Raw genomic sequence first — 25,354 nt, forward strand, 5'->3', positions numbered from 1 at the left:
AAAATCGATTTGGCTGACCTGTTCAGATCTCCAGAGTGCCCTACCCGGTGCGACCCGTGGTAGGGTGGTGGTTCTCGGGGCACGGCGGGACCGGGAGCGTGGATCCGGCCCTATCACAGGCCCTTTCCGACAAATCGCCGACAAGATCGAGACCGGCCGCTCTCCTTACGGACCTTCGACGGCCGCGCTCGTGACGCCCTCGATCCGGTCTCGGCCCGCCAGCCCCGCCGTCACCGATCGGATGAACTGATCGACCATCTCCTCGTAGGGAAGGGTCTCGGCGTCCGCGAGGTCGAACGGGCCGTACTTCGGATCGTCCAGTTCGTGGACGAAGAGCCGGAAGCCCGCGTTCCCCACGATCCGGAACGCGGCGGGTTGCCCTCCGGCGCCGGAGAGCGTCATCGTGATCGACCCGGCGGTGTCGGAGATCGGGATCACTTTCTTGGTCAGGGTCACGCCGCTGCCATCGAAGGCGTCGTTCGCCCGGCGCAGGCACTCCTCGACCTTGGCCGCGGAGACGGCAAACAAGGCGGTCACGCGGTCGAAGGACCGCTCCCTCTCCCGCCGCTTGGCCTCGACGGCCTCCTGGGCGCGCCGCCTGTCGTCCGCGATCTCGCCGAGGCGTCCGACGAGGGCGTCGGCGGACTTCTGGAAGGGGTTGGTCATCGCTTCTCCTCTCGAGTCCGTGTCGGTCGTGTGGCCGCCCGAACGCGCGTGCGCGACCGTGATCTGGGGTCGGGGCGGCAGGAACGGTAGGGTCGGGCGCCCCGACCCTTCGGGAAACCTTCGGAAACGCCCCGCCGTGGGGCGGGGAATCGCCTGGCTGCTAAGGACGCGGACAGGCGGTTTCATCGGCGATCTCCAGCGAGGGCATTATCCGTCATAGCAAGCCGCGCGCGACGAGCGCCTCGGAGCCGTAGAGCCCCATTAGCAGTTCGACCTGAGCGTGGGTCAGGACGAACCGTTCGGCCTTGGGATCGGCGGCCGGCATCAAGCTGGCCATTCCCGCCTTGAGCAGGTCGCGCGCCACCCCATTCTCGATGACCGCCTGCACGCCCTGGTATTCGAACGTTCTCGGGATCGAGACGTCGGTGACGAACCGCGTGGCAGTCGCCGATGCGCTCGCTATGAGCGCGTAGGCACACCGGACTGTGGGCGATCTTGGATTTGGATGCGGGGTCGTCGACAATATTCTGGAGATTTGCGCGACCGGCTTGATCGGCACGCTCCCGACCGGTCCGATGCCTTGCAGGAACCGGTTGAGCGTGGCGCGCGCCGGGTTGTTCTCCGGCTCACCGGATAACGTCGCCGCATGACGACCCAGGCTGAACGGTGCGGCTCCGGACAGATTGCCTAAGCCGCCGGCCAAGTTCGTAAGGACCCCGCCCTCATGAAGGCGCCTGTATTCGAGGATCAGTGCCGCCTCCCGTTCGAGGCACGACATCTGCCGCTCTTGATCAAAGAAGGAGTCGATCCGGTAACGCACGGAACCGCCCTCGCGAACAATCTTCCGGATCACATTGCATTTAAACGGATTGGCCTCTCCGATCGGATGACGGCGCAACGCTTCCGCCTCATGCTCGAAGGCGCGTCGGTTGAGCCCCTTGCCAACATAAAATGGACGCCCGTCCGGCCTGCACAGCACGTAGACGTAGAACTGCCCCGGATGCCTCCTCAGGAAGCTGTCCGCGCCCGAACGGTCACCTTCGAACTCTGGCAAGTCATGCTCCGTAATTATGGTTTCAGGGCACCGCCTGCGCAAACGTGAGCTCAAGCAACATCCGGGTCAGCAACGTCTGAACGAAGGCATTGTGCAAGGGCGTCGAGGTGTCATTTAGCCCTTCGGCATCGACGAGGTTACGGTCGCCCGTAACGTTCCACATCCGGCCGGGAACGGAATGTAAGTCCCGGCCTTCATCTCCTCCCGTCGACAGGGTGGAGACATAATGCCGCGAGACACATTCCGTTTCACGGCCACCGAACCAGACTGCCTTCCGCGCCGTCTTTACCCCGGTCGGAATCCTGAACCAATCAGTGCGACGCCCATCAAGAACAGGCGGATACGTCTCCTCGCCGAGCGCGACGTGGCAAGGCCCAGGCCAGCCTCGCTGGGTGACTGCCACCAGTCCAAGCCCCGGCTTTTCCTGGGCTTTGAAATGGTCGATCGCCAGACGATGAGTCACGTAGGGGCGATAGTGACCGATAGCTTGGTATCCGCTGGCCGAAAGAACCCGGTCGGTGACACCATAGCCGAAGATTGCCACGCGCCCGATCGTCGCGGCGGTGGAAAACACGATGCCCGTCGCGTAATCGTCCGTCGAGGTGAAGTTGACCCAGGAAGGCGGAAGCGACGTATCGGCCGGTGGAAGGGCCATGAGCGCGTCGAAGGCATCGGCCCCGATCGCGGGGTTGATCGTCGAGACGAGTGTCCGCGGGCCCAGCGGCGCCCACCCCCTGCCTTCGGCGACTTGCCGCAGCATGAACCGTGACACGATGCGCCCGCCGAACGAGTGGCCGATCACCAGCATCCTGCCCTCGGCCCCCGCCTCGGCGGCACTTGAGCCCGCTGCGTCCGCCAGCCGTGAGAGATCGGTGGCGAAGTCGTTGGAGGTGCCAATGCGGTCCGCGGCCCTGGCGCGGTCGCCGATCGTGAGCATCGAAGTCGCGTCGCCACCGTTCCAGCCGACATAGACGCCGACCACCCGGTGATTCCTGCTACCCCTCGCGGCCAACTCCGCGACGCTCTTGGCCAAGATATGCTTGAAATAGCGCAGGTTCCTGTTCTGCGGGGCAGCGTCCTCCCTGCCTCGCGTCTCCTGCGCATTATGGTGCCAGCCGTGAACGAAGGTTACCAGGTAGACCTGCTGGCCACCACGCCGGATCGCCGCAATCCGATCGACGATCGCCTCCATCTGTTGGGGCTGCCAGCGTTGCGCCGTCGCATCGACGTCGGAGCGGTATTCCAAGGCCGCGTATTCGAAGGGGCTGGGCGTCATCCCCGGGTGGGTGCCCAGCAAGCCGGTGTCCCAGCCGTCGTTTCCCGTACCGAAGCACATGGCCCGCCCGGCCCCGGCGCAATCGTCGCCGCGCGTCTGCACGAAGTGTTCGCGCTTGATGCAGTCGCCGCCACTCGGACCATCAGCGCAGACGCGATGATACAACTGATCGGGCCCGGAGCAGGACGCCATGGCCAACCCTCCGACCAGCGCGCATCCGGCCACAATCATCATCGCCCGGCGTTTGAAACGGCCTAGCTTCATCATGCGATCCCCATCTTGGGCCGACCTTCTCGGAACGTATCGAACAAGCTCGCCTCAGGTCGCGACAGCCCGCCTCGACCTGCCGGCAGATGGCCAAGGGACCGGCCTTACGGGAACCTAGCCTTCACGTAATCGGTCACAGCGCTGCCCGAGAGCTCGGTCGTCGCGTTCATCCCACGGACGAAGAACCGCTGGTTCGACCCGTCCTTGAGGAAGGCCGGCTTCGGCCCCTTCTCGCACTGGACGACCATGACCCGCTCGCCGTCCTGCTCGTCGAAATGAGGATGGACATAAGGGAGGAAGAGCGCGCCGATGCGGTCACGGATAAGGTTGACAAGATGCAACCCCATCTTGTCGTCGTTCGGAAAATTGTCCGCAGTCAGGCCGACGACCTTGCCGTCGTCGGCGACACCGATGACCAGGGTGCCGCCCTTGGCGTTGAGGAATCCGGCGATGGTCTTGAGCGCGGCAAGATGCATCGTCTCGTCGACGAGCCCCGTGTGCAGGTTCGTCCGAAGCGTCGCCTTGAACTCGACGGCGTCGCTCTCGCCAGACGCGATCAACTCCTCGACGGAGACCTTCACTGCTGCGGAGGGCTTCACGTCGCCGCAGAGTTCGCGATAGGCGTCCCGCACCAGCCGAGCCATCAACACGCGGCGCTCGCGGAGAAAGTCCTCGAAGGGCATCTCCCACCAGTTCACCGGCAGCGCATGCCACCGCAACATGTCGTCGCGATCCTTGGGGGAGAAGCCGGCGTGCAATGCCGGCGCGTAGGCGGCCGGCGCCTGATGGCTGATCTTGAGATTGTCCGGCCATTCCACCACGGCGTAATTCGCGATCTGGTTGACCTGACGAAGATCCGTCACGCCCAGCTTCGCCAGGTAGCCCTTCGGAAAGAGGTGGTGCTGCTCGAAGGTGGCCTTCGTTCCCTTCACGGCCGGGTCGATCATGTCGGCGATCTTTAGCGGGCTGTAGAGCGCCCTCGCCCCGAGCAGGATCAACGAAGCCTGATAGGCGAACCGCGAGGGGCTCCTGCCCGCGGAGGTCGCCAGGTCGCTCGGAAGCGAGATTTCCCAGTAATCGTTCGTCAGGGTAGTCGCGCAGATCTGGCGCAATCGCGACAGATAGGTCGACGCGTCCGGCAGCCCGCGCAACTGCGCCAAGTCGAAGTCGAATTTCGTCTCCGGGCTGCTGGTATACCGGCCTGTGAGCGACGCCATGAAGAAGAACTCGGCTATCGCTTGTCGGAGGTCCTGCTTGTCGACGCCGTGATCGACTAGGCCGATCAGATAGAGGACGTAGGAGTAGACGATCGCCGTCTGCGACGAGATCATCCCTTCATGGCGATAGCCGGCCAGGGTGAGCGCGCCCAGGAAATGATGCCAGTTCGAGAGGTTGAGCGAACGCGACTGGGCCTGGGTCAGAAGAGCGAACTGCGCGTCCCGCTTCGCGACGTCGACTTCGCCGGTGACCGCATCGCGCCCGCGCAGGACGCTATAGACGTTCTGGAGCCTCGCGCGCTTCAGCCCCAGGCCGACCGTCACCCGCAGCATCTGGTCGGGCGATGGCTTGAGGAAGTGGTTGTAGCCGGTCGGCTGACCTTGGTTCGCCATGGAGGCGTCCTGCGCGAAGCGCTCCAACTCGGCGCGCCCCTCGTCCCAGAACACCGACATCAGGGTCATGATGAAGTCGGCCTGGTTCAGCTTCTTGCCCTCGCCGTTGATCCTGACGAAGACCTCGGCCACGACCTCGGCGTCCACGCTCGCGTTGAGCGTCAAGGCGGTGAACGAATACTGCGGCAGGTTTAGCAGCTTTCCGATAGCCGACTTCGCTCGCCGGCTTTCCTCCGACGACAGCTCCCGCACCGCCTTGAGTTCGTCGATGAAGGTATCCGCAAAGTCGAAGACGCTGAACTCGGGGCTCCACAGCACCGAGATGTCGGGGATGTAGGCCTTGTCCTTGACGATCGACGCGTCGGTGACGTCGAAGCGTTCCTGAAGCGGATTGAAGGCGATCTTGATGCGTTCCTTCCTGAAGTTGGCACGAAGCACCTCGCGGCCCTTCACGACCGCAAACAGGGAGGTCAGGCGTTGTTGGCCGTCGACGATCGCGAGCGAGGGAGCCTTCTGATGCTCCTTCGTGCCGATCGTCTTCATCGCGCCTTCGGCGCCCGTTTCCCAAAACAACAGGTAACCGGCCGGATACCCGCGATAGAGCGAGTCGAACAGGTTCCGGACGTTCTTGTTCGGCCAGACGAAGGGACGTTGGATGTCCGGCAGCCCGATCTTTCCGAGTTCGATATCCTCGACCAGCGAGGAAAGCGGATATGCCGTCGTCGTGAAGATCGCCAAGTGCCGCCCCCTAAAAATCTGCCCCAACTACTAGGGGTTGCAATCGAGAACTGTCGATAGCGGGCCGGCGTGTGACGCAACGTTATGAACAGTGGCTTCGTCGCCCCTCGACATTCTGTCGAACCAGGCGCGGTCAGCGACATCGGAGCGCGGGAAGCCGCCGAGTAGTTGGCCCCCTGCGGAATGGAATGCTTGGCCCAATCCTCTGGACAGCGAAACCGCCTAGATCGAGACGGCGGCGGAGATACCTGGGACAGAATGGGCTAGCGCTGCTGACGTCGAAGCGAGTCCCAAACCTTATTTCGACCTGAAAGCCCTCGTGAACCGCTCCCAGAGGTAATCGGCGGCCTGCTCCGGCGTGAGCTTCTTCATGTCCGTGCGTCTCTCGAAATCCGTATGACCCATCGACATCGTCGCCGACAACGAAAGCTCCCCGCTTAAGGAAGGAGCCAGAATCTCATTGCAAGCGTCGCCGCTGGTCCTGCCTTCGGCGAAACAAATGTTGTTTTCGCCCATCATGCCGCCGAGCCAAACCCGGCATTGGCCCTTGGTACCGCCATCAAGGTAGAGTTCGGCGCGGAAGTCCGTTGCCGTGGCATCCGTAACATCGAAGTCGAGTCGACCGTTCCCCTCCTCCACCACCTGGTTGAGATTGCGTTCGAACGTGGCGCGGATGCTGGCGAACGCTCGTTTCGCGAACCTGCGCCGGTCGGCGTCGGTCGGTGCGACGCCGAGGCGGGGCAGCAATGGCCGGGGCGCCCTTGTCGGCGCGATTTCCGGACCGGGAAAATGCTTGTGCTCTGAGGCGGATGCCGCCCCCGGGAAGCTCGGGCGCTGCGATGGCTTGGCCCTCGTCCTGTTGACGCCTGACAGGATCGCTTGCCTTGACGCATCCTCGTCCATGCCGACGATGCGAACCTGGACGATCGCCTTCAGCAGACCCTGCGGCTCGCATGCGCGCACCATGATCGGAAGCAGCTTCCGCTCCAATCCCTGCGGGTCGCGAGCGAATGCGCTCGCCCATTCCGGCGCCGCCATCTCGGATTTGAGATAATCCGGCGACAGGACCATTACCGTTCGCTCGGCGGTTTCGGATGCCTTTTGCATCGCAAGGACGAAATTGCTGCCGGGACGGAAGTCCCATGCCTGAACGACGGTGGAGAAGCCCGCCTCTTCAAGAATGTAGGCGATCCACTCGGCCCATTCCCTATCGACACCCGTGTAACTGATGAAGAAGTCGGTCATGTCGAGTCCTTGGGCCTTCAAGTCCCCGCCGTGACGGGCATCGAAGCGTTCCATTCCGTGAGTCGCGTCCTGGCAATCGCATCGGAACGGCGGGATGAGTCGCGGGACTCGTTGTATGCCCGTTGTATCGCTCGATTTCGGCTATTCCGAAAATCGCTCAAGCGATCGACCGTAAATATCTGCGATGTAATAGAAAAAGGAGTGGAGCGGGTGGAGGGAATCGAACCCTCGTATTCAGCTTGGAAGGCTGCTGCTCTACCATTGAGCTACACCCGCATCGCCAGACCGAAATCGGCGATGAATGAGGCGATGTCAAGATGCCGGGGCGCGGTGTTGGAAACCGGCCGGCTTCCGACGACCAAAAGCGCGCCGAGACCGCTTCGTCTTGCCGCTGTCGGGCAGGAAAGAGATGGTGGGGGAAGCAGGACTCGAACCTGCGAAGGCATAGCCAGCGGATTTACAGTCCGCCCCCTTTGCCGCTCGGGACATTCCCCCGCCCGCGCCTGTTGCGGTTGAACCGCAGGCGACCGCCTGTGTCACTTGCGTGACGGGCGACAGGCGCGGCCGGACTTATGGTGACCGGGCTCCGGCGTGTCAACCCTCAGTCTCACACCGAATGTCGCATTGCACCGATCCGTGCGGCGACCACGTCCGCGCGCGCCTCGACGCTCCCCAAGGGAAGCACCGTCAGCGCATAGCCATGCTCGCGATAGACCGCGAGCATGGCGTCATGGGTGCGCCGCGCCTCGTCGAAATCCTGCCGGCGCTCGGCGTCGTTCTCGAAGATGTCGCGCCAGGGCGGCGCGATGAAGACCTCGGTGGCATAGCGGAACTGCTCGAGCGCCCGGACAAGATGCGCCGGCACCGGCAATCCGCATAATCGCAGATAGCCCGCGATATCGGGAATGCCACGGTCGAAGACGACGCTGCCGCCGCGATTCTGCGCCGCCTGATAAGCCTGCATGTCGAAGGCGAGCATCAATTCGGCGAAGAGCTCGCGATGAGCCCAAGGCAGGCCGGCGCCATCGATCGCGATCTGGTCGCGGATGATCGCGCGCCCAGCTTCAGGCGAGATCGCGATCCCGCGGGCCGCCAGCGCCGCAAGCAGCGTCGTCTTGCCGGATCCCGGCCCGCCGGTGACGATGATCAGGCGCTCGCTTGCATCCGTCATCGATAATATCTCCTTCTTGCATTGTATCTCGTCTGGATCGCGCCGCCGTGGCTCCTCGGCACTGGTCAAGCGGCGCGTGTCATGGCACGGCACAGATCCGCCCCCTGGAGACCGATGATGCCTGCGCCGTTCCGCCCCAAGCCGGGAAGACCCGCTGGCCACCATGCCGGCGGCCGCCGGCCGCACCATTCCGACGGCCCGCCGCCGCATCGCCCCGGCGATATCGACGAGGCCGTGCTCTACGGCGTCCATCCCGTCATCGAGGCCTTGCGCAATCCCAAGCGCCGCCATCGCCGCCTGCTCGCCACCGAGAACGCGCTGAAGCGCTTGACCGAGGAGATCGGCGAGTTGCCGCTGCAGGCCGAGCTCGTCCGCCCGTCCGAGATCGACCGGCTGCTGACGCCCGATTCGGTGCATCAGGGGCTTTATCTGGTCTGCGATCCCCTGCCCTCGCCCGATCTCGACAGCCTGCCCGACGATGCTGTCGTCCTGGCGCTCGACCAGATCACCGACCCGCACAATGTCGGTGCGATCCTGCGCTCGGCCGCCGCCTTCGCGGCAGCGGCGGTGATCGTCACCATCCGCCATTCCCCGGCCGCGACCGGCGTGCTGGCGAAATCGGCCTCGGGCGCGCTCGAGCATGTGCCGCTGATCGCCGTGCGCAATCTCGGCGACGCGCTCGACGAACTCGGCAAGCGCGGCTTCCTGCGCATCGGTTTTGATTCGGATGGCGAGGTCGCCTTCGACGATGTCGAGCTCCGTCGCCCGCTCGTCATGGTGATGGGCGCAGAGGGCAAGGGCCTGCGCCAGCGCAGCCGCGATCTCTGCGATCATGTGGCGCGGCTCGAAGTGCCGGGCACGATCACCAGCCTCAACGTCTCGAACGCGACCGCGATTGCGCTCTACGCCGCCAGCCGGCGGCGCTGAGGCGGTCCCAGCTCGACCGGCACGCTATCGGCCGGGAACCGCCGGCAGCAGCACGCCCGTCCCCGCATGCTCGTGCCGATGGCCGACCAGAGCTCTCAGCCAAAGGTCGTAAGCCTAAAGATGCAAGACCATCTGCCTGATTGCACTGCGTAATTCGTGCGCGCATTGCTTCGGTCAGACCGGAAATGGGGCGCCTATGGCCTCGGTCCGGCGACATGGGGCTACGCTTCGCAAGAAAACGAGCCGCGTGCAATCGGGCAGTCCGGATTTTCCGACTGTCGGGCAATGAGCAGGGGAGAACGCCATGAGCATGGCAGCAAATGCAGGGGCCGCGGCGGCGCCGCGCCCGATGACCAAGGAAGAGAAGCGCGTCATTCTCGCCTCGTCTCTGGGCACCGTTTTCGAGTGGTACGATTTTTATCTCTACGGCTCGCTCGCCGTCATGATCGGCGCGCACTTCTTCTCAGCCTTCGATCCCAACACCCGCGCCATCTTCGCGCTGCTCGCCTTTGCCGCCGGCTTCCTGGTCCGCCCCTTCGGCGCGATCTTCTTCGGCCGCCTGGGTGACCTCGTCGGCCGCAAATACACCTTCCTGATCACCATCGTGATCATGGGCGCCTCGACCTTCCTGGTCGGCCTGCTGCCCGGCTACAACACCATCGGCTGGGCGGCTCCGGTCATCCTGATCGCACTGCGCATGCTGCAGGGCCTGGCTCTGGGCGGCGAGTATGGCGGTGCGGCGGTCTATGTCGCCGAGCACGCACCTCCGGGCCGTCGCGGCTTCTACACCTCGTGGATCCAGACCACCGCGACGCTTGGCCTGCTGCTCTCGCTGATCGTCATCCTGGGCATCCGCGTCAACATGGGCGAGGCCGACTTCGCCGCCTGGGGCTGGCGCATTCCGTTCCTGGCCTCGATCTTCCTGCTCGCCATCTCGGTCTGGATTCGTCTCCAGATGCAGGAATCCCCGGCCTTCAAGAAGATGAAGGAAGAGGGCACCGGCTCGAAGGCGCCGCTGACTGAAGCCTTCGGCACCTGGAAGAACGCCCGCATCGCCATCCTGGCGCTGTTTGGCCTCACCGCCGGCCAGGCCGTCGTCTGGTACACTGGCCAGTTCTACGCCCTGTTCTTCATCCAGAGCATCCTCAAGGTCGATCTTTACACCGCCAACGTGCTGATCGCCTGGTCGCTCATCCTCGGCACCGGCGGCTTCATCGTTTTCGGTTCGCTGTCGGACAAGGTCGGCCGCAAGCCGATCATCCTCGCCGGCTGCATGATCGCCGCCCTGACCTATTTCCCGCTCTTCACCGCCCTGACCAAGGCCGCCAATCCCGGCCTCGCTGCGGCGCATGAGAACGTCAAGGTCCAGGTCGTGGCCGATCCCGCAACCTGCGGTTCAGTCTTCGATCCTGTCGGCGTGCGCACCTTCACCGCGCCTTGCGATGTCGCCCGCCGCACGCTGGCCACGCAGGCCATCGTCTACACCCAGGCGCCCGCCCCCGTCGGCACGCCCGCGAAGGTCACCGTCAACGGCAAGGACGTCGTGATCGACGCCACCTTCGCCGCCAGCATCGCCAGGGAAGCGGTCGCAGCCGGCTATCCCGCCCCCGGCGACGCCCGCATCGTTAAGGTCGGCTTCATGAACGCACTGTTCACGACGCAGTCGCTGACGATCATCGGCATCCTGACGATCCTCGTCATCTACGTGACAATGGTCTACGGCCCGATCGCGGCCGCGCTGGTCGAACTCTTCCCGACCCGCATCCGCTACACCGGCATGTCGCTGCCCTACCATATCGGCAATGGCTGGTTCGGCGGCCTGCTGCCCGCGACCTCGTTTGCGATGGTCGCCGGAACCGGCGACATCTATTACGGCCTCTGGTACCCGATCGTGATCGCGATGATGACCTTCGTCATCGGCATGCTCTTCGTGCCCGAGACCAAGGATCGCGACATCATGACCTATGAGAACAAGTGATCCGCGAGAGCACGTGATCTGATCGCTTGCGCTTGACCGAGCCCCGCCTTTCGAGGCGGGGCTTTTTGCTGGCGTATTTCATGGCCTGCCGCAGGGCGCTTTGCTCCGGCCTTCGACCGATTTCGAACTTGCCGTCGGCCCGGCGGACTGGTAACCGCAGGACCGGTCGCGGCGAGCCGGTTTAGCTCAGCGGTAGAGCAGCGGTTTTGTAAACCGAAGGTCGGGGGTTCAATCCCCTCAACCGGCACCAGTCACGATCGAGCCTCGATGCAGGCGGCCTGCGTTTTGCTGGTGACGATGCCGAGTGACGACGTCGGGAGCCGAAGCAAGGCTGCTGCCGGCGGCACGCATCGCAAGGAACTGCCTGGACGAGGATGATGGACACTCGACCGGAACATTTGCTGGCGCTGGCCGAACGCTGCGAGGAGGCGAGCAAGCCCGACCGCATGCTCGACGCCGAGATCTACGAGGCGCTGGGTTACACCGTCCGGCGCAAGCCCACCAATCTGGTCAGCCGGCGCGCGCCTGCGGGCGGCATCTACCAGCAGGGCTCGCTGTGGAAAACGCTGGGCACCGTCTCCGGCGACATCGAGGTCGCCGTCGGGCTGTTGCGTCAGAAGGCTCCGGAATGGGGCTGGAGCCTGCAATGCATGACCGGCGAGAACACTGCGGCCTTCCAGGCTCTGGTCGCCGAATGCACCGGCAACGGCGTGATCGGGTCACTGGCGCTGTGCGCGGCGATGCTGCGCGCCTTCGCGCGGCAGGACGACCACACGCCCCGGCAGCGCCCCGCCTCGAGGCCCTGAACGCAAGCCCGCTGCATCTTCGGGCAAGGCTGCGTTCACGGAAACTTGACCCTGCGCCACCACGGCGCTGTTGAACCTGCCACGCCGGCCTTTAGGGTCCAGCGAGGCTGAACCGAGCCAAGCCAAGGGGGAAAAATATCCATGATGAAATTCGAGCCATCGCGCCGTGCCGTTCTCGCCAGCGCAGGCGCCCTCGCTGCCGCCACGACTTTCGACCTACCCGCCGGCCCCCGTCCGGCCCAAGCGCAAGGAGCCCCCGTGAACCAGGCCCCCGGATTCTATCGTTACAAGATCGGCGACGTCACGCTGACCGCCATCAATGACGGCTTCGGCAAGCGGCCGCTCGAAGGCTTCGTCAAGAACGCCGAACTCGCAGACGTCAAGAAGGCGATGGAGCAGGCCTTCCTGCCAGCCGACGCACTGAACATCACCTTCACCACGCTCGCCATCGAGAGCGCCGGCAAGCTGACCCTGATCGACACCGGCAACGGCGATTCCGGCGCACCGACATCGGGCACCTGGATGGCCAATTTCAAGGCTGCCGGCTTCGATCCCAAGAACGTCTCGACCGTGGTCTTCAGCCATTTCCACGGCGACCACATCAACGGCTTCCGCCTGAAGGACGGCAGCACCGTCTTCCCGAATGCCGAGGTGATGGTGCCGGCCGCCGAATGGGCCTTCTGGATGGACGACGCCAAGATGAGCGCCGCGCCGGAAGGCATGAAGGGCGCCTTCGCCGGCGTCCGCCGCGTCTTTTCGCCCATCGCCAAGGATGTGAAGCAGTTCGAGGGCGGCAAGGAGATCCTGCCGGGCCTGACCGCGATCGCCGCGCCTGGCCACACGCCGGGACACACCACCTTCGCGCTTAGCTCCGGCGCGGGCAAGCTGATGATCATGTCCGACACCACCAACCACCCGGCGCTGTTCGTGCGCAACCCGGATTGGTCGGCCGTGTTCGACATGGACGGGCCGCAGGCCGCAGCGACGCGCCGCAAGCTGCTCGACATGGTCTCGGCTGACAAGATGCAGGTCGCGTTCTACCACGCCCCCTTCCCGGCTACGGGCTACATCGCCAAGGCCGGCAACGGCTTCGAGATGGTGCCGGTGCAGTGGAGCACGGCGATCTGACGGGCGCTTTCCTGCCGATCATCCGAAAGGCCGGGACCAAGAGCGTTTTCGAGCGAAGTGGGCACCGGTTCGCGTGAAGAAAACGCGTCAAACAAAGAGCTAGAGCTGTTGAACGATCCAACTGGATCGGAAACGGCTCTAGCCCCGGTCTTTTTTGTCGACGCGGTCTCGCGGGCCTCGCTCCGGCCATGCTAAGCACGGCACGGCTCCCATGCGGAGTGCCGTCAGGACATGCGATGACCGCACGTTTCACCGCCATCTCCTTCATCGCCAGCGAGACGCCGGAGGCGGAAGCCGCCTTGCTCAAGCTCGCCGACCGCTATGGCAACGCCGATCCCGCGACGGCCGACGTCATCGTCGCGCTCGGCGGCGACGGGCTGATGCTGCAGACGCTGCATCGCTTCCTCGGCACCGGCAAGCCGATCTACGGCATGAATCGCGGTTCTGTCGGCTTCCTGATGAACGAGTTCCGGGAACGAGGGTTGAGCAAGAAACTGGAGGCCGCGCAGCGCAGCGTCGTCCACCCGCTCTCGATGCGCGCCGTCGACCAGAACGGCGATGTGGTCCAGGCCAAGGCGATCAACGAGGTCTCGCTGCTGCGCCGCTCCTACCAGGCGGCGAAGCTGCGCCTCTCGGTCGATGGCCAGGTCCGGCTGAGCGAGCTCGTCGCCGACGGCGTGCTGCTGGCGACGCCGGCGGGATCGACCGCCTACAACCTCTCGGCCAACGGCCCGATCCTGCCGCTCGATGCGCCGCTGCTCGCCTTGACCCCGATCTCGGCCTTCCGGCCCAGGCGCTGGCGCGGCGCGCTTTTGCCCGACCATGCCAAGGTCACGATCGAGGTGCTGGAGGCAGCCAAGCGGCCGGTCAGTGCCGTCGCCGACCATACCCAGATCGAGAACGTCGTCCTGGTCGAGATCGAGATCGACCGCAGCGTCGACCTCGTCATGCTGCACGACCCCGGCCACAGCCTGGACGAGCGAATCCTGCGGGAGCAGTTCGGGTATTGAAGGGCGCCCCAGCGGGTCGGTTCATGCGACGACGGCGCCGCCCCATCCGTTGACCCGCCGAACGCGCCATATCGCGAATGAGGAGCGGCCTCAGGCCTGCGAGGTGCACAGACGCTCTTCGGTCGTTTCCGCCAGCTCGGCAACCTGCTTCGTCCCACGCCCAAGGAAGACGAAGACGACGATAGCCGTGACGACGGTGACGGCGCAGAGCATCAGGAGGAGCGTGGCGAAGGCGGCGCCGTAGCCCTGAAGCAACATCGCATGACCAATCTGCGGCAAGGCGGCCGTTGCGCCCGCCAGATCGCCGGTGACGAGGCGTTGCGCGGCCGGGCCAGTATTCGCAGCCGCACCGCCCGCCGCCAGATGTCCCGCTGTCAGGGCCGAGAGCACGGCGCTGACCACGGCGAGCGCCACGCCCTCGCCAGCGACGCGGGTGGTGCTGAAGATGCCGGTCGCCATGCCCGCGCGCTCCTTGGGCACGACGCTGACGGCAAGCCCGTCCATCAGCCCCCAGGGCAGGCTGATGCCGATGCCGATCAGTGCCATCGGCAGGACGACGCCCATGGCCTCGCCACCGACCGACATCCGGCTCAGCCAGAACAGGCCGAGAGCCGCGATCAGAAGCCCGACGCCGCAGATCGTCGCCGGCGAGAACCAGCGCGTCAGCAGGCCAGCTGCAATCGGAAGCACGAGCAGCGGCGCCGACAAGGCGATCATCAGGCGGCCAGCGGCGATCTCGCTCAGGCCCTCGATGCCGATGAAACGCACCGGCAGCAGGATCAACAACACCACGAAGGCATAGGCAGGCGCTGCCGCCAGCAACTGCACGCCGACGAAGCGCGGATAGCGGAACAGGGTCAGGTCCAGCATCGGTCGGGCGACGCTCCGCTCGATCACGCCGAAGGCGACGAACAGCGCAACCGCGCCGGCCAGCAGGCCCATCACGGTCGGCTCAGTCCAGCCGCGCTCGGGCGCCAGCAGCACGCCATAGGTGAAGAGCGCGAGCGCCAGGGTGAAGCTGATTGCGCCCGGCCAATCGAGTCCGCTCGCCTCCGGATCGCGCGATTCCCGTAGAGCGCGCATGCCGAGCGCGAAGGCCAGCACCGCCAGCGCGACCACGAGCCCAAAGATGCTGCGCCAGCCGAAGGCATCGATCATCAGGCCCGACGCGATCGGCCCGAAGGCGAGACCGACGCCAAAGCTGGTGCCGACGATGCTGAATGCGCGGATGCGCGCCGGCCCGTCGAACTCCTGGGCAAGTGCCGCCATGCCACCCGAAAAGGCGGCTGCCGCCGCCACGCCCTGAGCTGCGCGTCCCAGATCGAACCAGAGGATATCGGGCGCGACGGCGAGCGCCATCGAGAGCACGGCGAATGCGCCCACGCCGACGAGGAAGATGCGCTTGCGGCCATAGGCATCGGCGAGCGCGCCTGCCGCCATCAGGCTCGATCCGAAGGTCAGCATGAAGGCGTTGGTGACCCAGTTGAGTGCGATCGGGCTGCCGCCGAGCGCCCGACCAATGGCAGGGAGCGCCACAGCCGGCCCGGTGAAGGTCAGCGGCATCGCCGCGGCGGCAAGGCAGACGGAGAAAAGCACGAGCGCTTGTTTGGGCATGTTCGGCCGCGTGGTGGTTTGCGTCATGGCTATGATTGTCCTGTTCGGCATCCGGCGGGATGGCCGGCTTGCAGCGGCCGAGGCTCGCTTTCCGGTCGAGACAGGATAATCTTGAGGTAATGACTGCCAACGGGCCTCTTGATCCGATATCAGCGGAACAAAACGCTCGAATAACCGCGCGCTCCGAGAGGGCCAAGTTCCGACAGGGGCAAGCATGGATTCACTGACGGGTCTGATGGCCTTCGTGCGCACCGCCGATCTCGGCAGCTTCGTCGCGGCGGGCCGCGTGCTCGGGCTGTCGGCTTCGGCTGTCGGCAAGGCCGTGACCAAGCTCGAGCAGCAGCTCGCAATCCGGCTGTTCCAGCGCTCGACGCGCAGCCTGCGGCTGACCGAGGAGGGACGCGCCTTCCACGAGCGCTGCCGGCGCATTCTCGACGATCTCGACGACGCCCGCGCGATGCTCGCCCGCACGATCGAAGTGCCGCGCGGTCGGCTGCGCATCAGCACGCCGATCGTCAGCTATCATCTGCTGTTGCCGGTGCTGCCTGAATTCATGACGCGCTATCCCGAGATCGAGATCGATCTCGATTTCAACGACCGCATCATCGACCTGATCGATGAGGGCGCCGATGTCGCGATCCGCAGCGGCGTCTTGCCGGATTCGCGCCTGATGGCGCGCAGCCTACGCCCCTTCCAGATGCTGCTCTGCGCCGCGCCGGCCTATCTGGAACGCCATGGCACACCCGCATGCCCGCGCGATCTCGACCGGCATCTTGGCGTCCGCTTCCGCTATCCCAACAGCGGCAAGGTCCAGCCCTGGCCGCTGACCCTACCTGCCGGAGAGCCGGAACTGCGCACGCGCACGGTCCTGACCTGCAACAATATGGAGGCGCTGCGCGGCGCCACCATCGCCGGCCTCGGCATCGGCTGCTTGCCGGATTTTCTGGCGCGCGAGCCGCTGGCGAACGGCACATTGCGGACCCTGCTCGACGACCGGATCGACGGTCCCGGCCAGTTCAGCCTGATCTGGCCCTCGAACCGCAATCTTTCGCCAAAGGTCAGGGTCTTCGTCGATTTCGTCGGCGACAGGCTTTTCGCGGCGCGGTGCGAGAGCCCGGCAGACGCCTATCGCGCTTTCTAGCAGGCTGCTGAAGAAGTCTGTTCTGGCTCTTGGTTTAGATGGTCTTTGCTGTTTTGGCAGCGACTGGCGCAGCTGGGAAGCGTCGGCGGCTTGTCTTCTGGTGGATGCTGCTGCCGGAGCGTGGCTTGGTCCGCTTGGCGCTGCCCTTCATGCGGTCGCCTGGGCTAGAAGCTTGGGGATGCGGACGAGGTTGTAGGCGGCAACTGCGAAGGTGAAGACCGCCTCGGCCTTGGTCCGGGACCGGACCTTGACCTTGGCCAGCCCGGCCTGGGTCTTGATCCAGCCGAAGACCTCCTCGATGCGCTTGCGGCAACGCTGGCTGATCGCGTAGCCGGGATGGCGGGTGATGCGGCCGTCGATGGCGGTCTTGCGCACCTTGCCGGTCTTGGACACCGCGCCGTTGATGGCGATGTGCGGCGTCACCTGGCGCGCCCGCAGGTCGCCCACGAAGGCCTCGACATCGTAGGCCTTGTCGGCTCCCAACGTGATCCGATGCCGGCTTTCGCGCCGGTCGAGCATCGCAAGCGTTGCCTCGCGCTCGGCCGTGCCGGTGGCGTGGGTCAGCGTCGCGTCCACCACGAGGCCATGGCGGTTCTCCATCAGCGCATGGCCTATGAAGCACAGCCGGCTCTCGTGCCCGTCGCTCTTGCGATAGAGCCGGGCATCGGGATCGGTGGTCGAGGCATGGGTTACATTCGAGCGCTTTTCCTTGCGGAAGTTGCGCTCGCCGTTGCGGCCAGGCCCAGGCGGCTCGTCCGAGCCGTCCTTGCGCCGGAAGCTCTTCATCGAGGCCCAGGCATCGATCAGCGTGCCATCGACGGAGAAGTGGTCGCTCGACAGGAGCTGCTTCACCTGACGCAAAGCCAGCAGCCCCGACAGGAAGGCGTGGGCCACATCCGCTTCCAGAAGCCGGTCGCGGTTGTGCGTGAACACCGTCGGGTGCCAGACCGCGGCATCCATCTCAAGCCCGACGAACCACCGGAACAGCAGATTGTAGTCGATCTGCTCCATCAGCATCCGCTCGGAGCGAACCGAGAAGAACGCCTGCAGCAGCGTCGCGCGCAGCAGCATCTCCGGTGGGATCGAGGGCCGACCCATCTGCGAATACAGCGTCTCGAAGCGACCGTTCAGACCCGCCAGAACCTCGTCCGCCAAAGCCCGGATCGCTCGCAGCGGATGATCCGCAGGAACCCGCTCTTCCAGCCGGATGTAGCTGAACAGGCTATCCGACCGATCCTCACGTCCCCGCATCGCAAGACCCCGCATCTGCCTCAGACAGAGTGAATCATCTCCAAGACGATCCCGCCAGAGACTTCTGCAGCAGCCTGCTAGAGCGTTTTCGAGCGAAGTGGACACGCCAGTTAGGGCAGGGTCAGAGGCCGCCCTCACGCACAGAAGGCTTCACAAGCTCGCTCGAGAGCCCGCGCGAAGCTCTCACGCCGCGTGGCGCAGATCGCCGATTTCGAGTTCGACCAGCAGCGCGGGATCCGCCTCGACGAACAGCGCCAACGCTGCATCGTCGGCAAGCGCGTCGGCCATGGTGCGGGCTTCCTCGCGCGCCGCTTCGGAATCCATCCGCCGCAGCAGCCCCATCAGCGCGTCGTTGTCGGGGCCGTCAAGCGTCTCGCAGGCAATCAGCACCTCGCGCAGGATTGTCCGGTCGACACCGCGCCCATTGCCGCCCGCATCGAAGCCACGCAGGTTCAGTGCGGTGATCGCGGCGGTGAAGGCGGGCTGCAGCGCGCGCGGCAAGCCGGCCTTGCGATAGAGCGCCTTGAGGCCCGTGCCACGCCGGTCGCGCAGCAATGCCGCCACACGCGGCTGCGGCAACTCCGAAAGCATGACGAAAGCGGCCTCGGCCAGCGCCGGCTCGCCGCTCAGGAGCGAGCGCAGCATCAGGCCTGGCGTCAACCTGCCGTCAGTGCGCAGCACCTCGACGATCGCCGGCGCATCGCTGGCTTCGCCGCCCGCAGCGAGCGCAACCGCAACGCGCTCTGTCGCCTCGCGGGTCAACCGCGCGCTGCGCTCAGGCGTCAGCCAGCCGCAATCGGTCACGAAGCTCATCAACGTGTTGGACACCATCGTCGCGATCATCTGCCTGAGGCCTCCCGGCAGGTCGTCGCGGGCGAGTAGCGCCTCGCGCAACGGCCCGCAGGTACCAGCGCGCTCGACCATGCGTTCCAGCGAGAAATCGGGAATGTCGGCCGTCGGATTTCCGGCAAGCGTCACCAGCGCCTCGTCTCCGCCCACCTCGGCGAGAGCGGCAGCGACCGAGGCCGTGAGATGGGGCCTGAGCGCAATGGCGCGCTGGGCCAGGTCGTCGCCGACCGCTGCGGCGTCGACGAGATCGGCCTCCGTCAGCACCGGCGAATGGGCGAGCACCAAGGCCGCGACATCGCTCTGTTCGGCGATCAGGCTCAGCACCAGCGTGCGCGGCGCCAGCGCCGAGGCCGCCATCTCCTCGGCGATGGCGCGCCGCACCAGCGGCGAAGGATCGTCCACCAGCGAAATCAGCGCCGTCTCCGCCTCGCGCCGGTCCTCATCGGCCATGCCCGAGCGCAGATAGGCGCCAGCCAGTGCCGCTGCGCCGGAGGCCCGCGCCTCGGCATTGGCCGTGCGGGCCCAGAGCAGGAAGCGACGGACGATCACGAGCGCGCCCGCGGAAGCATGAAGGAGGACAGGTCGAGCGGCGCGCGCCTTTGCTTGGAAACAGGCTTGGAAACGGGCTTGGCCTGGGCGCTCGCCGGCTGTGTCAGCTCGACAGGTCGCGACGGCGGCAAGGGCGCATTGACCGCTCGCACCGGCGCGGACAGTGCATTGGTCGTAGCCTGTGCCGCGGCCGCCGGAGCAGACGCGGTATCGCTCTGCGTCTGGGTCTGGCGCGGGAAATAACGATCAGCCGGATCGAGCGAAGCCAGGCGTGTCGTGGCGTCCATCCTGGGCGTGGTCCAGAGATTCGCGACGGCTTTCGAGACCGGCTCGCGCGAGCCTTCCGTGGAGAACAGCCCGATCAGTCCCTTCGCGCGCCCGGGCGCGAGCGCTGCGGCGATCGGCGCGGGCTGGTCAACGCCCTGCCCCGCAGCACCGGCCGCAGTGCCGGAGGCAGCAGCGGCAACGGCCGTCGAGGCCGCAAGCTGCGTGCTGGCATGGCTCGCCGAGAGCACGCCATAAAGCTCCTGCACCGAGCGTGCCCGCCCGGTCTTGTCATAGAACAGGCCGCGATTGGCCGCGGCGGCATCGGGAAAATCCTTGGCAGCGGTGCGCGTCGGGTCGCTGGCGGCGGCCTTGATCAGGTCGGACGCCCCGCGTGCGCCGAGCACATGGGCGATATAGAGCTCCCCGGCCTGCGGCTGCCGGCCGAGCACCGAAGCGAGTTGGTCGCTGTTCTTCTGCGTCAACGCGCCGGCCATCACGGCGGCGACCTGCGGGTCGTTGCGGAGCTGCAGGATCTTTTCGCGCGCTGCGGGGTCCGCCACCGTCAGGCGGCCGTCGCTGCCTTCGCTGATCGCACTGGCATAGCCCGAGAGCCCCTGCTTTGGCCCCTCTTGCTTGACTATGGACAACCAGGTCTGCTCGATGAACTGGAACAGCCCGGTCGCGCTCGAGGTCTTGGCCTTGGCGTCGGGCTCCAGCGACGATTCGCGCTGGGCCGTCTTGAGGAGGTAGTCGAAGCCTGCACCGGTCTTCCGCGCGCCCTCGCGAATGGCGTTGACGACCGGGTTGGCGGCTGGAGCTTCGCTGGTCTGCGGCGTGCTGAACAGGAACATTGGGTATCTCGGGCGCGAGCCTGCCGCCAAGGTGCCCTCGCGATATCGACGAGCGCCTGTGGAGACTGGACTGATTATGGTAAGCGAACCGTTAAAGTGAGGAATCGCGGAGCCGGCTCACCGGCACGATTCGAGCTCGTGGAGAAGCGTCGATGACCGAGGTCAAACGTCACAAGCGCGGCGGGATCTATTTCGAGGACTTCCATGTCGGCTCGGTCATCGAGCACGGCCTGACCCGGACCGTGACGCAGATGGACAACATGCTGTTCTCCAACATGACGTTGAACCCGCAACCGCTTCATATCGATGCACATTTCTGCGCGACCGAGACCGAATGGGGCAAGCCGCTGATGAACTCGCTCTTCACGCTCGGGCTGATGATCGGCATCTCGGTCAACGACACCACGGTCGGCACCACGATCGGTAATCTCGGCATGACCGACGTGACCTTCCCCGCCCCGCTTTTCGAGGGCGACACCATCAATTGCACCACCGAGATCATGGCCAAGCGCGAGTCGCGCTCGCGGCCCGATGCCGGCATCGTCGAGTTCCAGCACAAGGCCTACAAGCAGGACGGCACGCTGGTCGCGCAATGCCGCCGCCAGGCCTTCATGCGCCGGCGGCCCGCGCCCGCCACGATCGCGGTCTGAGCTGATGCGCTCGCTCCTGTTCGTGCCGGGCGACAGCCCCAAGAAGCAGCAGAAGGGTCTGGAGAGCGGCGCCGACGCGCTGATCCTCGATCTCGAGGATTCCGTCGCGCTCGACGCCAAACCGCAGGCCCGCGAGATCGCGCTGGCCTTCCTGAAAGCCGCCCGCGCCCTGCCCAGGCGCCCGCGCCTGATCGTGCGGGTCAACGCGCTGTCGACCGGGCTGACCCAGGCCGATCTCGACGTCGTGATGCAAGGCGCGCCCGACGCGATCATGCTGCCCAAATCCGAGGGCGGCATCGATGTCGGCCATCTCGCCGCCCGCATCGCGGTGCGCGAGGCCGAGAACGACCTGCCCGACGGCGCGACCAAGATCATCCCGATCGCCACCGAGACCGGCAAGGGTATCTTCGGCCTGGGCAGCTATGCCGGTGCGAGCCACCGCCTCAACGGCCTGACCTGGGGGGCGGAGGATCTCTCGGCCGATCTCGGCGCCGAAGCCAATCGCCTGAGCGACGGCTCCTATGCCGACCCCTATCGCCTCGCCCGTTCGCTCACCTTGTTCGCAGCCGCCGCCGCGCAGGTCGACGCGATCGACACCGTCTTCACCAATTTCCGCGACGATGCCGGCTTCCGCGCCGAGTGCCTCGCGGCACGGCGCGACGGTTTCACCGGCAAGATGGCGATCCACCCGGCGCAGGTCGCCGCCGCCAACGAGGTCTTCTCGCCCGCCCCCGCCGAACTCGCCAAAGCGGAGGCGATCATCGCGCTGTTCGCCGCCAATCCCGGCCTCGGCGTGATCGGGCTCGACGGCGAAATGCTCGATCGACCCCATCTCGTCAGGGCGCAGCGATTGAAGGCGCGCGCCGACAGGCTCACCGCCTGACACGGGAACCTCGCGGTACGGAAGGCGGCGTCACGCGCAGCGCCTTGCCGGTAAGGCAGTTCAGCCTGACATTGCGGCCACCAATGCGAGAGCACACGATGGCCACGCTCACTGTCACCGCCAAAGGCCAGGTCACCTCGCGCAAGGACCTGCTTCAGCATCTCGGCGTGCATCCTGGCGACAAGCTCACCGTGGACAAGCTGCCCGATGGCCGGGTCTCCGTACAGGCCGCCAGGCCCGCCGGTGCAATCTCGGATGTCTTCGATCTTCTGAAGCGGGAGAATGGTCCTTCGCTGTCGATCGAGGAGATGAGCGAGATTGCCGCGCAGGGCCGGGCCGGCAAAAGCTGGGCCGGCAAGAGATGAAGATCACAGCCGATACCAACGTTCTTGTCCGGGCGCTGACCGGCGACGATGCGCTGCAAAGCAGGATCGCCCAGCGGGAGCTGGCGCAGGCGGAATTGGTGGCGCTGGCACTACCGGCCCTGTGCGAATTGATCTGGGTGCTGTCGCAAGGCTACAAGATTCCGGCCGCCGATATCGCCGAGGCGATCAGGCGCCTGCTGGATAGCGCGAATGTCATTGTGAACCGCCCAGCAGCGGAAGCCGGCTTGGGCCAGTTGATGGCCGGCGGCGACTTTGCTGATGGCGTTATCGCCTATGAAGGACGTTGGCTCGGCGCCGACAGCTTCGTCTCCTTCGGCAAGAAGGCCGTAAAGCGGATGCAGGCGCAAGGAGAAGCCGCCCGCCCGCTCTCAAACTGATCGAATAAATCGCCGCAGGCGATTCCAATGATTCAGCTTATTCCGAAACCGCTTCCGCTCACTGCGTCTCGATGCGCCGGCAGGCCCGCATCGTCGAGGACAGGCAATCCTGCGCCTTGCGCGCCCGGTCGAGCTCGAAGATCAGCCAGACTCCGGCGCCGAGCACGAGCAGGATGACGATGATCCCGAGCAGGTTCACCGTGGTTTTCCAGTCGTCGTCCGGTTCGCTCGGCTGCGGCAAGGCCCCTCCTTAGATCCTAAAAATTGAGAGCATTGCTCCCGCGAAAAACCGGTACCTGCCTTTTTCGCGCAATACTCTAGCCGCCAGTCGGGCGGATGATCGAGAACAGGTGGTCGACCTCAGCATAATCGGCATAGCCGCAACGCGCGATCGGGTTGGCGGCTGCAGTGTCGAAGCGGCCGCCGCGAACATAGGCGTCGTCCATGAAGATGCCGACGACCTGCCCCAGCACCATCCAGCGTGGGACCAGCTTGCCATCGAGATCGACGAGCTGCTGCACCGAAAGCAGCTTGCATTCCAGCGCCGCCGGGCTGCCCGCCACGCGCGGCGGTTTGACGAATGTGGAAGCGGCCATCTCCAGCCCGGCATAGGCGTATTCGCTCTGGCCCGCCGGCAGCGGCGCCGAGGTCAGGTTCATCTGCTGTGCCAACGCCTTGGTGACGAGCGAACAGGTGAATTCGCCGGTCTCCTCGACGAAGGAGACGGCGTCCTTCTTGTCTTCCGAGCCGAACATCACGATGTGCGGCCGCGACGAGACCGCGTTGAAGAAGCTGTAGGGCGAGAGGTTGACCTCGCCCTTGGCGTTCAGCGTCGTGATCCAGCCGATCGGGCGCGGCGTGACGATCGCCTTGAACGGATCATGCGGCAGCCCGTGATCCTGCAACGCGGTCGAATAGATCATGACGCGTCATGCTCCGTAATGGCTGACGATGTCGGCGAGTACCGGCCGCTCGCGATCGGCCGGCGCGGCGGTCGGCGTGCCGATATGGATGAAGCCGGCGATGCGCTCGTCGGTGCCGAGCCCGAGCGCGGTCAGCACGGCGCGATCGAACGAGAACCAGTTGGTCAGCCAGGATGCACCGAACCCCATCGCATGGGCAGCGACCAGCATGTTCATGCAGACAGCGCCGGCCGAGAGTTCCTGCTCCCATTCCGGGATCTTCACATGCGGCCTGGCGGTGGAGACGACGGCGACGATCACCGGCGCCTGCAGCAGGCGGTTGCGCTCGAAGGCGACCTTATCGGCATCGGCCTCTGGATTTTTCGCCTTGAAGGCCTGCGCCACGATCTCGGCCGCCTTGTCGCGCCCCGCGCCGGAAAAGACGATGAAGCGCCACGGAGCGAGTTTGCCATGGTCGGGCACGCGCGTGCCGATGGTCAGGATATCGCCAAGCTGGCTCTCATCGGGCCCGGGCGCAGTCAGGAATTGCGGTGGCACCGAGCGGCGCAGCTTGAGCAGGGCGAGCGTATCGGTCATGAAGCATCCGGGCGCGAGTTGAGGCTGCCGGCACGGAGAGCCGGCAGCGCGAGGTCTCCTGAACTAGTGGTTCGCCATGATGAGGACAAGCAAACCTGCTCAGACACGCATGCAGGGGTGCCGAGGGCCATGAGCATGTTTCAATTCGAGGGGTTCCAGAGAGGGGCGCGGCTGGCCGGGCGCATGCTCGTTCTGGCGCTGGCCCTATCCTCGAATCCTGTATTCGCCCAATCGCCGCAGATCGCTCCGTTCGCGCCAGGCGATACCGGTGTCGGCGTCGCCACGGCCCCTGCTTCGCTGACGCTCGGCGCGCAATTCTCCGGCGACCGCAAACCGATCCGCTCCGGCTTGGTCTGGCGCGTCCTGAGCGAGACCGCCGACGGTTCGCCGCCGCGCATCGTCGCGCGCTCGACCGATGCCCAGCCCGTCTTCATGCTTGAGCCCGGCACCTACCTGCTGCACGCCGCCTATGGCTTCGCCAGCGGCACCAAGCGCATCACGCTCGGCCTTCAAGGCCTGCGCGACCAGATCTCGATCAGTGCCGGCGGCTTGTCGCTGGCGGGCTCGATCGGCGACAATCCGATTGCCGCCAACCAGCTCAACTTCTCGGTCTTCGTCCCGCTCCAGGGCAATTCGGAAGGGCGTCTCGTCGTCTCCAATGCCAAAGCCGGCGAGCTCATCCGCTTGCCGGAGGGCACCTATCACGTCGTTTCGACCTATGGCGATTCGAACGCGATCCAGCGCGCCGACGTGAAGGTCGAGTCGGGCAAGGTCACGGACGCCACCTTGCATCACCGCGCCGCGCGCGTGACGCTGAAGCTGGTCGCATCGCCCGGCGGCGAGGCTTTCGCCGGCACCGCCTTCAGTGTGCTGACGCCCGGCGGCGACGTCATCCGCGAGGCGATCGGCGCCTTTCCACAAGTTGTCCTGGCGGAAGGCGATTATGTGCTGATCGCCAGGCAGGAAGGCCAGGTCCATTCGCGCGACTTCAAGGTGGAGACGGGTCTCGACCGCGATATCGAAGTGCTGTCGCGCTAGAAGCGTTTTCGAGCGAAGTCGACACCGGTTCGCGTGAAGAAAACGCGATAAAACAAGGAGGTAGAGCATTTCAGCGATTCGGAGAAACGCGGAAATGCTCTAAGATCACGTCGCATTCGGACG

24 protein-coding genes and 3 tRNA genes are annotated in these 25,354 nt (G+C 65.5%); 12 read left to right on the top strand and 15 right to left on the bottom strand.

Annotated features, from left to right (window positions below):
* Window positions 1-165 precede the first annotated feature (165 nt).
* The 8 genes from BHK69_RS23305 to BHK69_RS23340 all read right to left on the bottom strand — a co-directional run bounded on the left by BHK69_RS23305 (window position 166) and on the right by BHK69_RS23340 (window position 8,027).
* Window positions 166-666, bottom strand: a complete 501-nt coding sequence (locus BHK69_RS23305) for a hypothetical protein (protein ID WP_069692183.1) — start codon at window positions 664-666, stop codon at window positions 166-168.
* A gap of 214 nt (window positions 667-880) precedes the next feature.
* Window positions 881-1,720 (bottom strand): GIY-YIG nuclease family protein, encoded by an 840-nt coding sequence (locus BHK69_RS23310; protein WP_069693905.1) that lies wholly within the window; start codon window positions 1,718-1,720, stop codon window positions 881-883.
* A 22-nt stretch (window positions 1,721-1,742) separates the two neighbouring features.
* A complete protein-coding gene (locus tag BHK69_RS23315; protein ID WP_069692184.1) occupies window positions 1,743-3,263 on the bottom strand; it encodes a hypothetical protein in 1,521 nt (506 codons plus the stop codon).
* Between the two features lie 104 nt (window positions 3,264-3,367).
* The gene (locus BHK69_RS23320) at window positions 3,368-5,611 is read right to left on the bottom strand and encodes a GmrSD restriction endonuclease domain-containing protein (protein ID WP_069692185.1); all 2,244 of its coding nucleotides are present in this window, start codon (window positions 5,609-5,611) and stop codon (window positions 3,368-3,370) included.
* Between the two features lie 297 nt (window positions 5,612-5,908).
* Window positions 5,909-6,910 carry a toll/interleukin-1 receptor domain-containing protein gene (locus BHK69_RS23325; protein ID WP_069692186.1) on the bottom strand — a complete coding sequence of 334 codons (1,002 nt, stop codon included), beginning with the start codon at window positions 6,908-6,910 and terminating at the stop codon, window positions 5,909-5,911.
* 148 nt (window positions 6,911-7,058) lie between these two features.
* Window positions 7,059-7,132: transfer RNA gene (locus tag BHK69_RS23330), tRNA-Gly, on the bottom strand.
* Between the two features lie 134 nt (window positions 7,133-7,266).
* A tRNA-Tyr gene (locus tag BHK69_RS23335) sits at window positions 7,267-7,351 on the bottom strand.
* Between the two features lie 112 nt (window positions 7,352-7,463).
* Window positions 7,464-8,027 carry an AAA family ATPase gene (locus BHK69_RS23340; RefSeq protein WP_069692187.1) on the bottom strand — a complete coding sequence of 188 codons (564 nt, stop codon included), beginning with the start codon at window positions 8,025-8,027 and terminating at the stop codon, window positions 7,464-7,466.
* A 117-nt stretch (window positions 8,028-8,144) separates the two neighbouring features.
* Between BHK69_RS23340 and rlmB the strand changes: the two genes are divergently transcribed.
* The 6 genes from rlmB to BHK69_RS23370 all read left to right on the top strand — a co-directional run bounded on the left by rlmB (window position 8,145) and on the right by BHK69_RS23370 (window position 13,876).
* On the top strand, window positions 8,145-8,954 hold the full coding sequence (gene rlmB / locus BHK69_RS23345) for a 23S rRNA (guanosine(2251)-2'-O)-methyltransferase RlmB (RefSeq protein ID WP_148663553.1): 810 nt from the start codon (window positions 8,145-8,147) through the stop codon (window positions 8,952-8,954).
* Between the two features lie 304 nt (window positions 8,955-9,258).
* On the top strand, window positions 9,259-10,932 hold the full coding sequence (locus BHK69_RS23350) for an MFS transporter (protein ID WP_069692188.1): 1,674 nt from the start codon (window positions 9,259-9,261) through the stop codon (window positions 10,930-10,932).
* A 175-nt stretch (window positions 10,933-11,107) separates the two neighbouring features.
* Window positions 11,108-11,182 (top strand) — tRNA-Thr (locus BHK69_RS23355).
* Between the two features lie 127 nt (window positions 11,183-11,309).
* Window positions 11,310-11,738, top strand: a complete 429-nt coding sequence (locus BHK69_RS23360; RefSeq protein WP_148663554.1) for a hypothetical protein — start codon at window positions 11,310-11,312, stop codon at window positions 11,736-11,738.
* A gap of 258 nt (window positions 11,739-11,996) precedes the next feature.
* Window positions 11,997-12,866, top strand: coding sequence for an MBL fold metallo-hydrolase (locus BHK69_RS23365; RefSeq protein WP_244548295.1), 870 nt, complete (start codon window positions 11,997-11,999; stop codon window positions 12,864-12,866).
* Window positions 12,867-13,102: 236 nt separating this feature from the next.
* The gene (locus tag BHK69_RS23370) at window positions 13,103-13,876 is read left to right on the top strand and encodes an NAD kinase (RefSeq protein WP_069692191.1); all 774 of its coding nucleotides are present in this window, start codon (window positions 13,103-13,105) and stop codon (window positions 13,874-13,876) included.
* A 90-nt stretch (window positions 13,877-13,966) separates the two neighbouring features.
* On the opposite strand, the gene BHK69_RS23375 is transcribed toward BHK69_RS23370, so the two are convergent.
* Window positions 13,967-15,517 (bottom strand): MFS transporter, encoded by a 1,551-nt coding sequence (locus BHK69_RS23375; RefSeq protein ID WP_069692192.1) that lies wholly within the window; start codon window positions 15,515-15,517, stop codon window positions 13,967-13,969.
* A 187-nt stretch (window positions 15,518-15,704) separates the two neighbouring features.
* On the opposite strand from BHK69_RS23375, the gene BHK69_RS23380 reads away from it, so the two are divergent.
* Entirely contained in the window at window positions 15,705-16,631 is a 927-nt protein-coding gene (locus BHK69_RS23380; RefSeq protein ID WP_069692193.1) for a LysR family transcriptional regulator, read from the top strand.
* A 147-nt stretch (window positions 16,632-16,778) separates the two neighbouring features.
* Here BHK69_RS23380 and BHK69_RS23385 read toward each other — a convergent pair whose 3' ends face one another.
* The 3 genes from BHK69_RS23385 to BHK69_RS23395 form a co-directional block, all read right to left on the bottom strand.
* Complete coding sequence (locus BHK69_RS23385; RefSeq protein WP_069693320.1) at window positions 16,779-17,882, bottom strand: IS5 family transposase; 1,104 nt, start codon at window positions 17,880-17,882, stop codon at window positions 16,779-16,781.
* 183 nt (window positions 17,883-18,065) lie between these two features.
* On the bottom strand, window positions 18,066-19,280 hold the full coding sequence (locus BHK69_RS23390) for a DUF2336 domain-containing protein (RefSeq protein ID WP_069692194.1): 1,215 nt from the start codon (window positions 19,278-19,280) through the stop codon (window positions 18,066-18,068).
* Window positions 19,277-20,398, bottom strand: coding sequence for a hypothetical protein (locus BHK69_RS23395; protein ID WP_069692195.1), 1,122 nt, complete (start codon window positions 20,396-20,398; stop codon window positions 19,277-19,279). Before BHK69_RS23395 ends, BHK69_RS23390 begins: the two co-directional genes overlap by 4 nt.
* 152 nt (window positions 20,399-20,550) lie before the next feature.
* Here BHK69_RS23395 and BHK69_RS23400 point away from each other — a divergent pair, with 152 nt between their 5' ends.
* The 4 genes from BHK69_RS23400 to BHK69_RS23415 all read left to right on the top strand — a co-directional run bounded on the left by BHK69_RS23400 (window position 20,551) and on the right by BHK69_RS23415 (window position 22,694).
* The gene (locus BHK69_RS23400; RefSeq protein WP_069692196.1) at window positions 20,551-21,048 is read left to right on the top strand and encodes a MaoC family dehydratase; all 498 of its coding nucleotides are present in this window, start codon (window positions 20,551-20,553) and stop codon (window positions 21,046-21,048) included.
* 4 nt (window positions 21,049-21,052) lie between these two features.
* Window positions 21,053-21,931: an HpcH/HpaI aldolase/citrate lyase family protein gene (locus BHK69_RS23405; RefSeq protein WP_069692197.1), complete on the top strand. Its 879-nt coding sequence runs from the start codon at window positions 21,053-21,055 to the stop codon at window positions 21,929-21,931.
* Between the two features lie 98 nt (window positions 21,932-22,029).
* Complete coding sequence (locus BHK69_RS23410) at window positions 22,030-22,296, top strand: AbrB/MazE/SpoVT family DNA-binding domain-containing protein (protein ID WP_069692198.1); 267 nt, start codon at window positions 22,030-22,032, stop codon at window positions 22,294-22,296.
* A complete protein-coding gene (locus BHK69_RS23415; protein ID WP_069692199.1) occupies window positions 22,293-22,694 on the top strand; it encodes a type II toxin-antitoxin system VapC family toxin in 402 nt (133 codons plus the stop codon). The genes BHK69_RS23410 and BHK69_RS23415 overlap by 4 nt, the downstream gene beginning before the upstream one ends.
* 58 nt (window positions 22,695-22,752) lie before the next feature.
* Here BHK69_RS23415 and BHK69_RS23420 read toward each other — a convergent pair whose 3' ends face one another.
* The 3 genes from BHK69_RS23420 to BHK69_RS23430 all read right to left on the bottom strand — a co-directional run bounded on the left by BHK69_RS23420 (window position 22,753) and on the right by BHK69_RS23430 (window position 24,193).
* Complete coding sequence (locus tag BHK69_RS23420; protein WP_069692200.1) at window positions 22,753-22,935, bottom strand: hypothetical protein; 183 nt, start codon at window positions 22,933-22,935, stop codon at window positions 22,753-22,755.
* Window positions 22,936-23,011: 76 nt separating this feature from the next.
* Window positions 23,012-23,617, bottom strand: coding sequence for a flavin reductase family protein (locus BHK69_RS23425; protein ID WP_069692201.1), 606 nt, complete (start codon window positions 23,615-23,617; stop codon window positions 23,012-23,014).
* Between the two features lie 6 nt (window positions 23,618-23,623).
* Window positions 23,624-24,193, bottom strand: a complete 570-nt coding sequence (locus BHK69_RS23430; protein WP_069692202.1) for a nitroreductase family protein — start codon at window positions 24,191-24,193, stop codon at window positions 23,624-23,626.
* 183 nt (window positions 24,194-24,376) lie between these two features.
* On the opposite strand from BHK69_RS23430, the gene BHK69_RS23435 reads away from it, so the two are divergent.
* Window positions 24,377-25,231, top strand: a complete 855-nt coding sequence (locus tag BHK69_RS23435) for an RgsD C-terminal domain-containing protein (protein WP_425285580.1) — start codon at window positions 24,377-24,379, stop codon at window positions 25,229-25,231.
* Window positions 25,232-25,354: the final 123 nt, after the last annotated feature.

The organism is Bosea vaviloviae, assembly GCF_001741865.1.
Classification (GTDB): Bacteria; Pseudomonadota; Alphaproteobacteria; order Rhizobiales; family Beijerinckiaceae; genus Allobosea; species Allobosea vaviloviae.

Bases quoted from the DNA above. Each gene is read 5' to 3' on its own strand.
- BHK69_RS23425 (WP_069692201.1), bottom strand. From the start codon at position 23,617: ATGATCTATTCGACCGCGTTGCAGGATCACGGGCTGCCGCATGATCCG.
- BHK69_RS23435 (WP_425285580.1), top strand. From the start codon at position 24,377: ATGCTCGTTCTGGCGCTGGCCCTATCCTCGAATCCTGTATTCGCCCAA.
- BHK69_RS23375 (WP_069692192.1), bottom strand. From the start codon at position 15,517: ATGACGCAAACCACCACGCGGCCGAACATGCCCAAACAAGCGCTCGTG.
- rlmB (WP_148663553.1), top strand. From the start codon at position 8,145: ATGCCTGCGCCGTTCCGCCCCAAGCCGGGAAGACCCGCTGGCCACCAT.
- BHK69_RS23305 (WP_069692183.1), bottom strand. From the start codon at position 666: ATGACCAACCCCTTCCAGAAGTCCGCCGACGCCCTCGTCGGACGCCTC.
- BHK69_RS23360 (WP_148663554.1), top strand. From the start codon at position 11,310: ATGGACACTCGACCGGAACATTTGCTGGCGCTGGCCGAACGCTGCGAG.
- BHK69_RS23325 (WP_069692186.1), bottom strand. From the start codon at position 6,910: ATGGAACGCTTCGATGCCCGTCACGGCGGGGACTTGAAGGCCCAAGGA.
- BHK69_RS23370 (WP_069692191.1), top strand. From the start codon at position 13,103: ATGACCGCACGTTTCACCGCCATCTCCTTCATCGCCAGCGAGACGCCG.
- BHK69_RS23430 (WP_069692202.1), bottom strand. From the start codon at position 24,193: ATGACCGATACGCTCGCCCTGCTCAAGCTGCGCCGCTCGGTGCCACCG.
- BHK69_RS23350 (WP_069692188.1), top strand. From the start codon at position 9,259: ATGAGCATGGCAGCAAATGCAGGGGCCGCGGCGGCGCCGCGCCCGATG.
- BHK69_RS23385 (WP_069693320.1), bottom strand. From the start codon at position 17,882: ATGCGGGGACGTGAGGATCGGTCGGATAGCCTGTTCAGCTACATCCGG.
- BHK69_RS23400 (WP_069692196.1), top strand. From the start codon at position 20,551: ATGACCGAGGTCAAACGTCACAAGCGCGGCGGGATCTATTTCGAGGAC.
- BHK69_RS23410 (WP_069692198.1), top strand. From the start codon at position 22,030: ATGGCCACGCTCACTGTCACCGCCAAAGGCCAGGTCACCTCGCGCAAG.
- BHK69_RS23380 (WP_069692193.1), top strand. From the start codon at position 15,705: ATGGATTCACTGACGGGTCTGATGGCCTTCGTGCGCACCGCCGATCTC.
- BHK69_RS23315 (WP_069692184.1), bottom strand. From the start codon at position 3,263: ATGATGAAGCTAGGCCGTTTCAAACGCCGGGCGATGATGATTGTGGCC.
- BHK69_RS23395 (WP_069692195.1), bottom strand. From the start codon at position 20,398: ATGTTCCTGTTCAGCACGCCGCAGACCAGCGAAGCTCCAGCCGCCAAC.
- BHK69_RS23405 (WP_069692197.1), top strand. From the start codon at position 21,053: ATGCGCTCGCTCCTGTTCGTGCCGGGCGACAGCCCCAAGAAGCAGCAG.
- BHK69_RS23415 (WP_069692199.1), top strand. From the start codon at position 22,293: ATGAAGATCACAGCCGATACCAACGTTCTTGTCCGGGCGCTGACCGGC.
- BHK69_RS23340 (WP_069692187.1), bottom strand. From the start codon at position 8,027: ATGACGGATGCAAGCGAGCGCCTGATCATCGTCACCGGCGGGCCGGGA.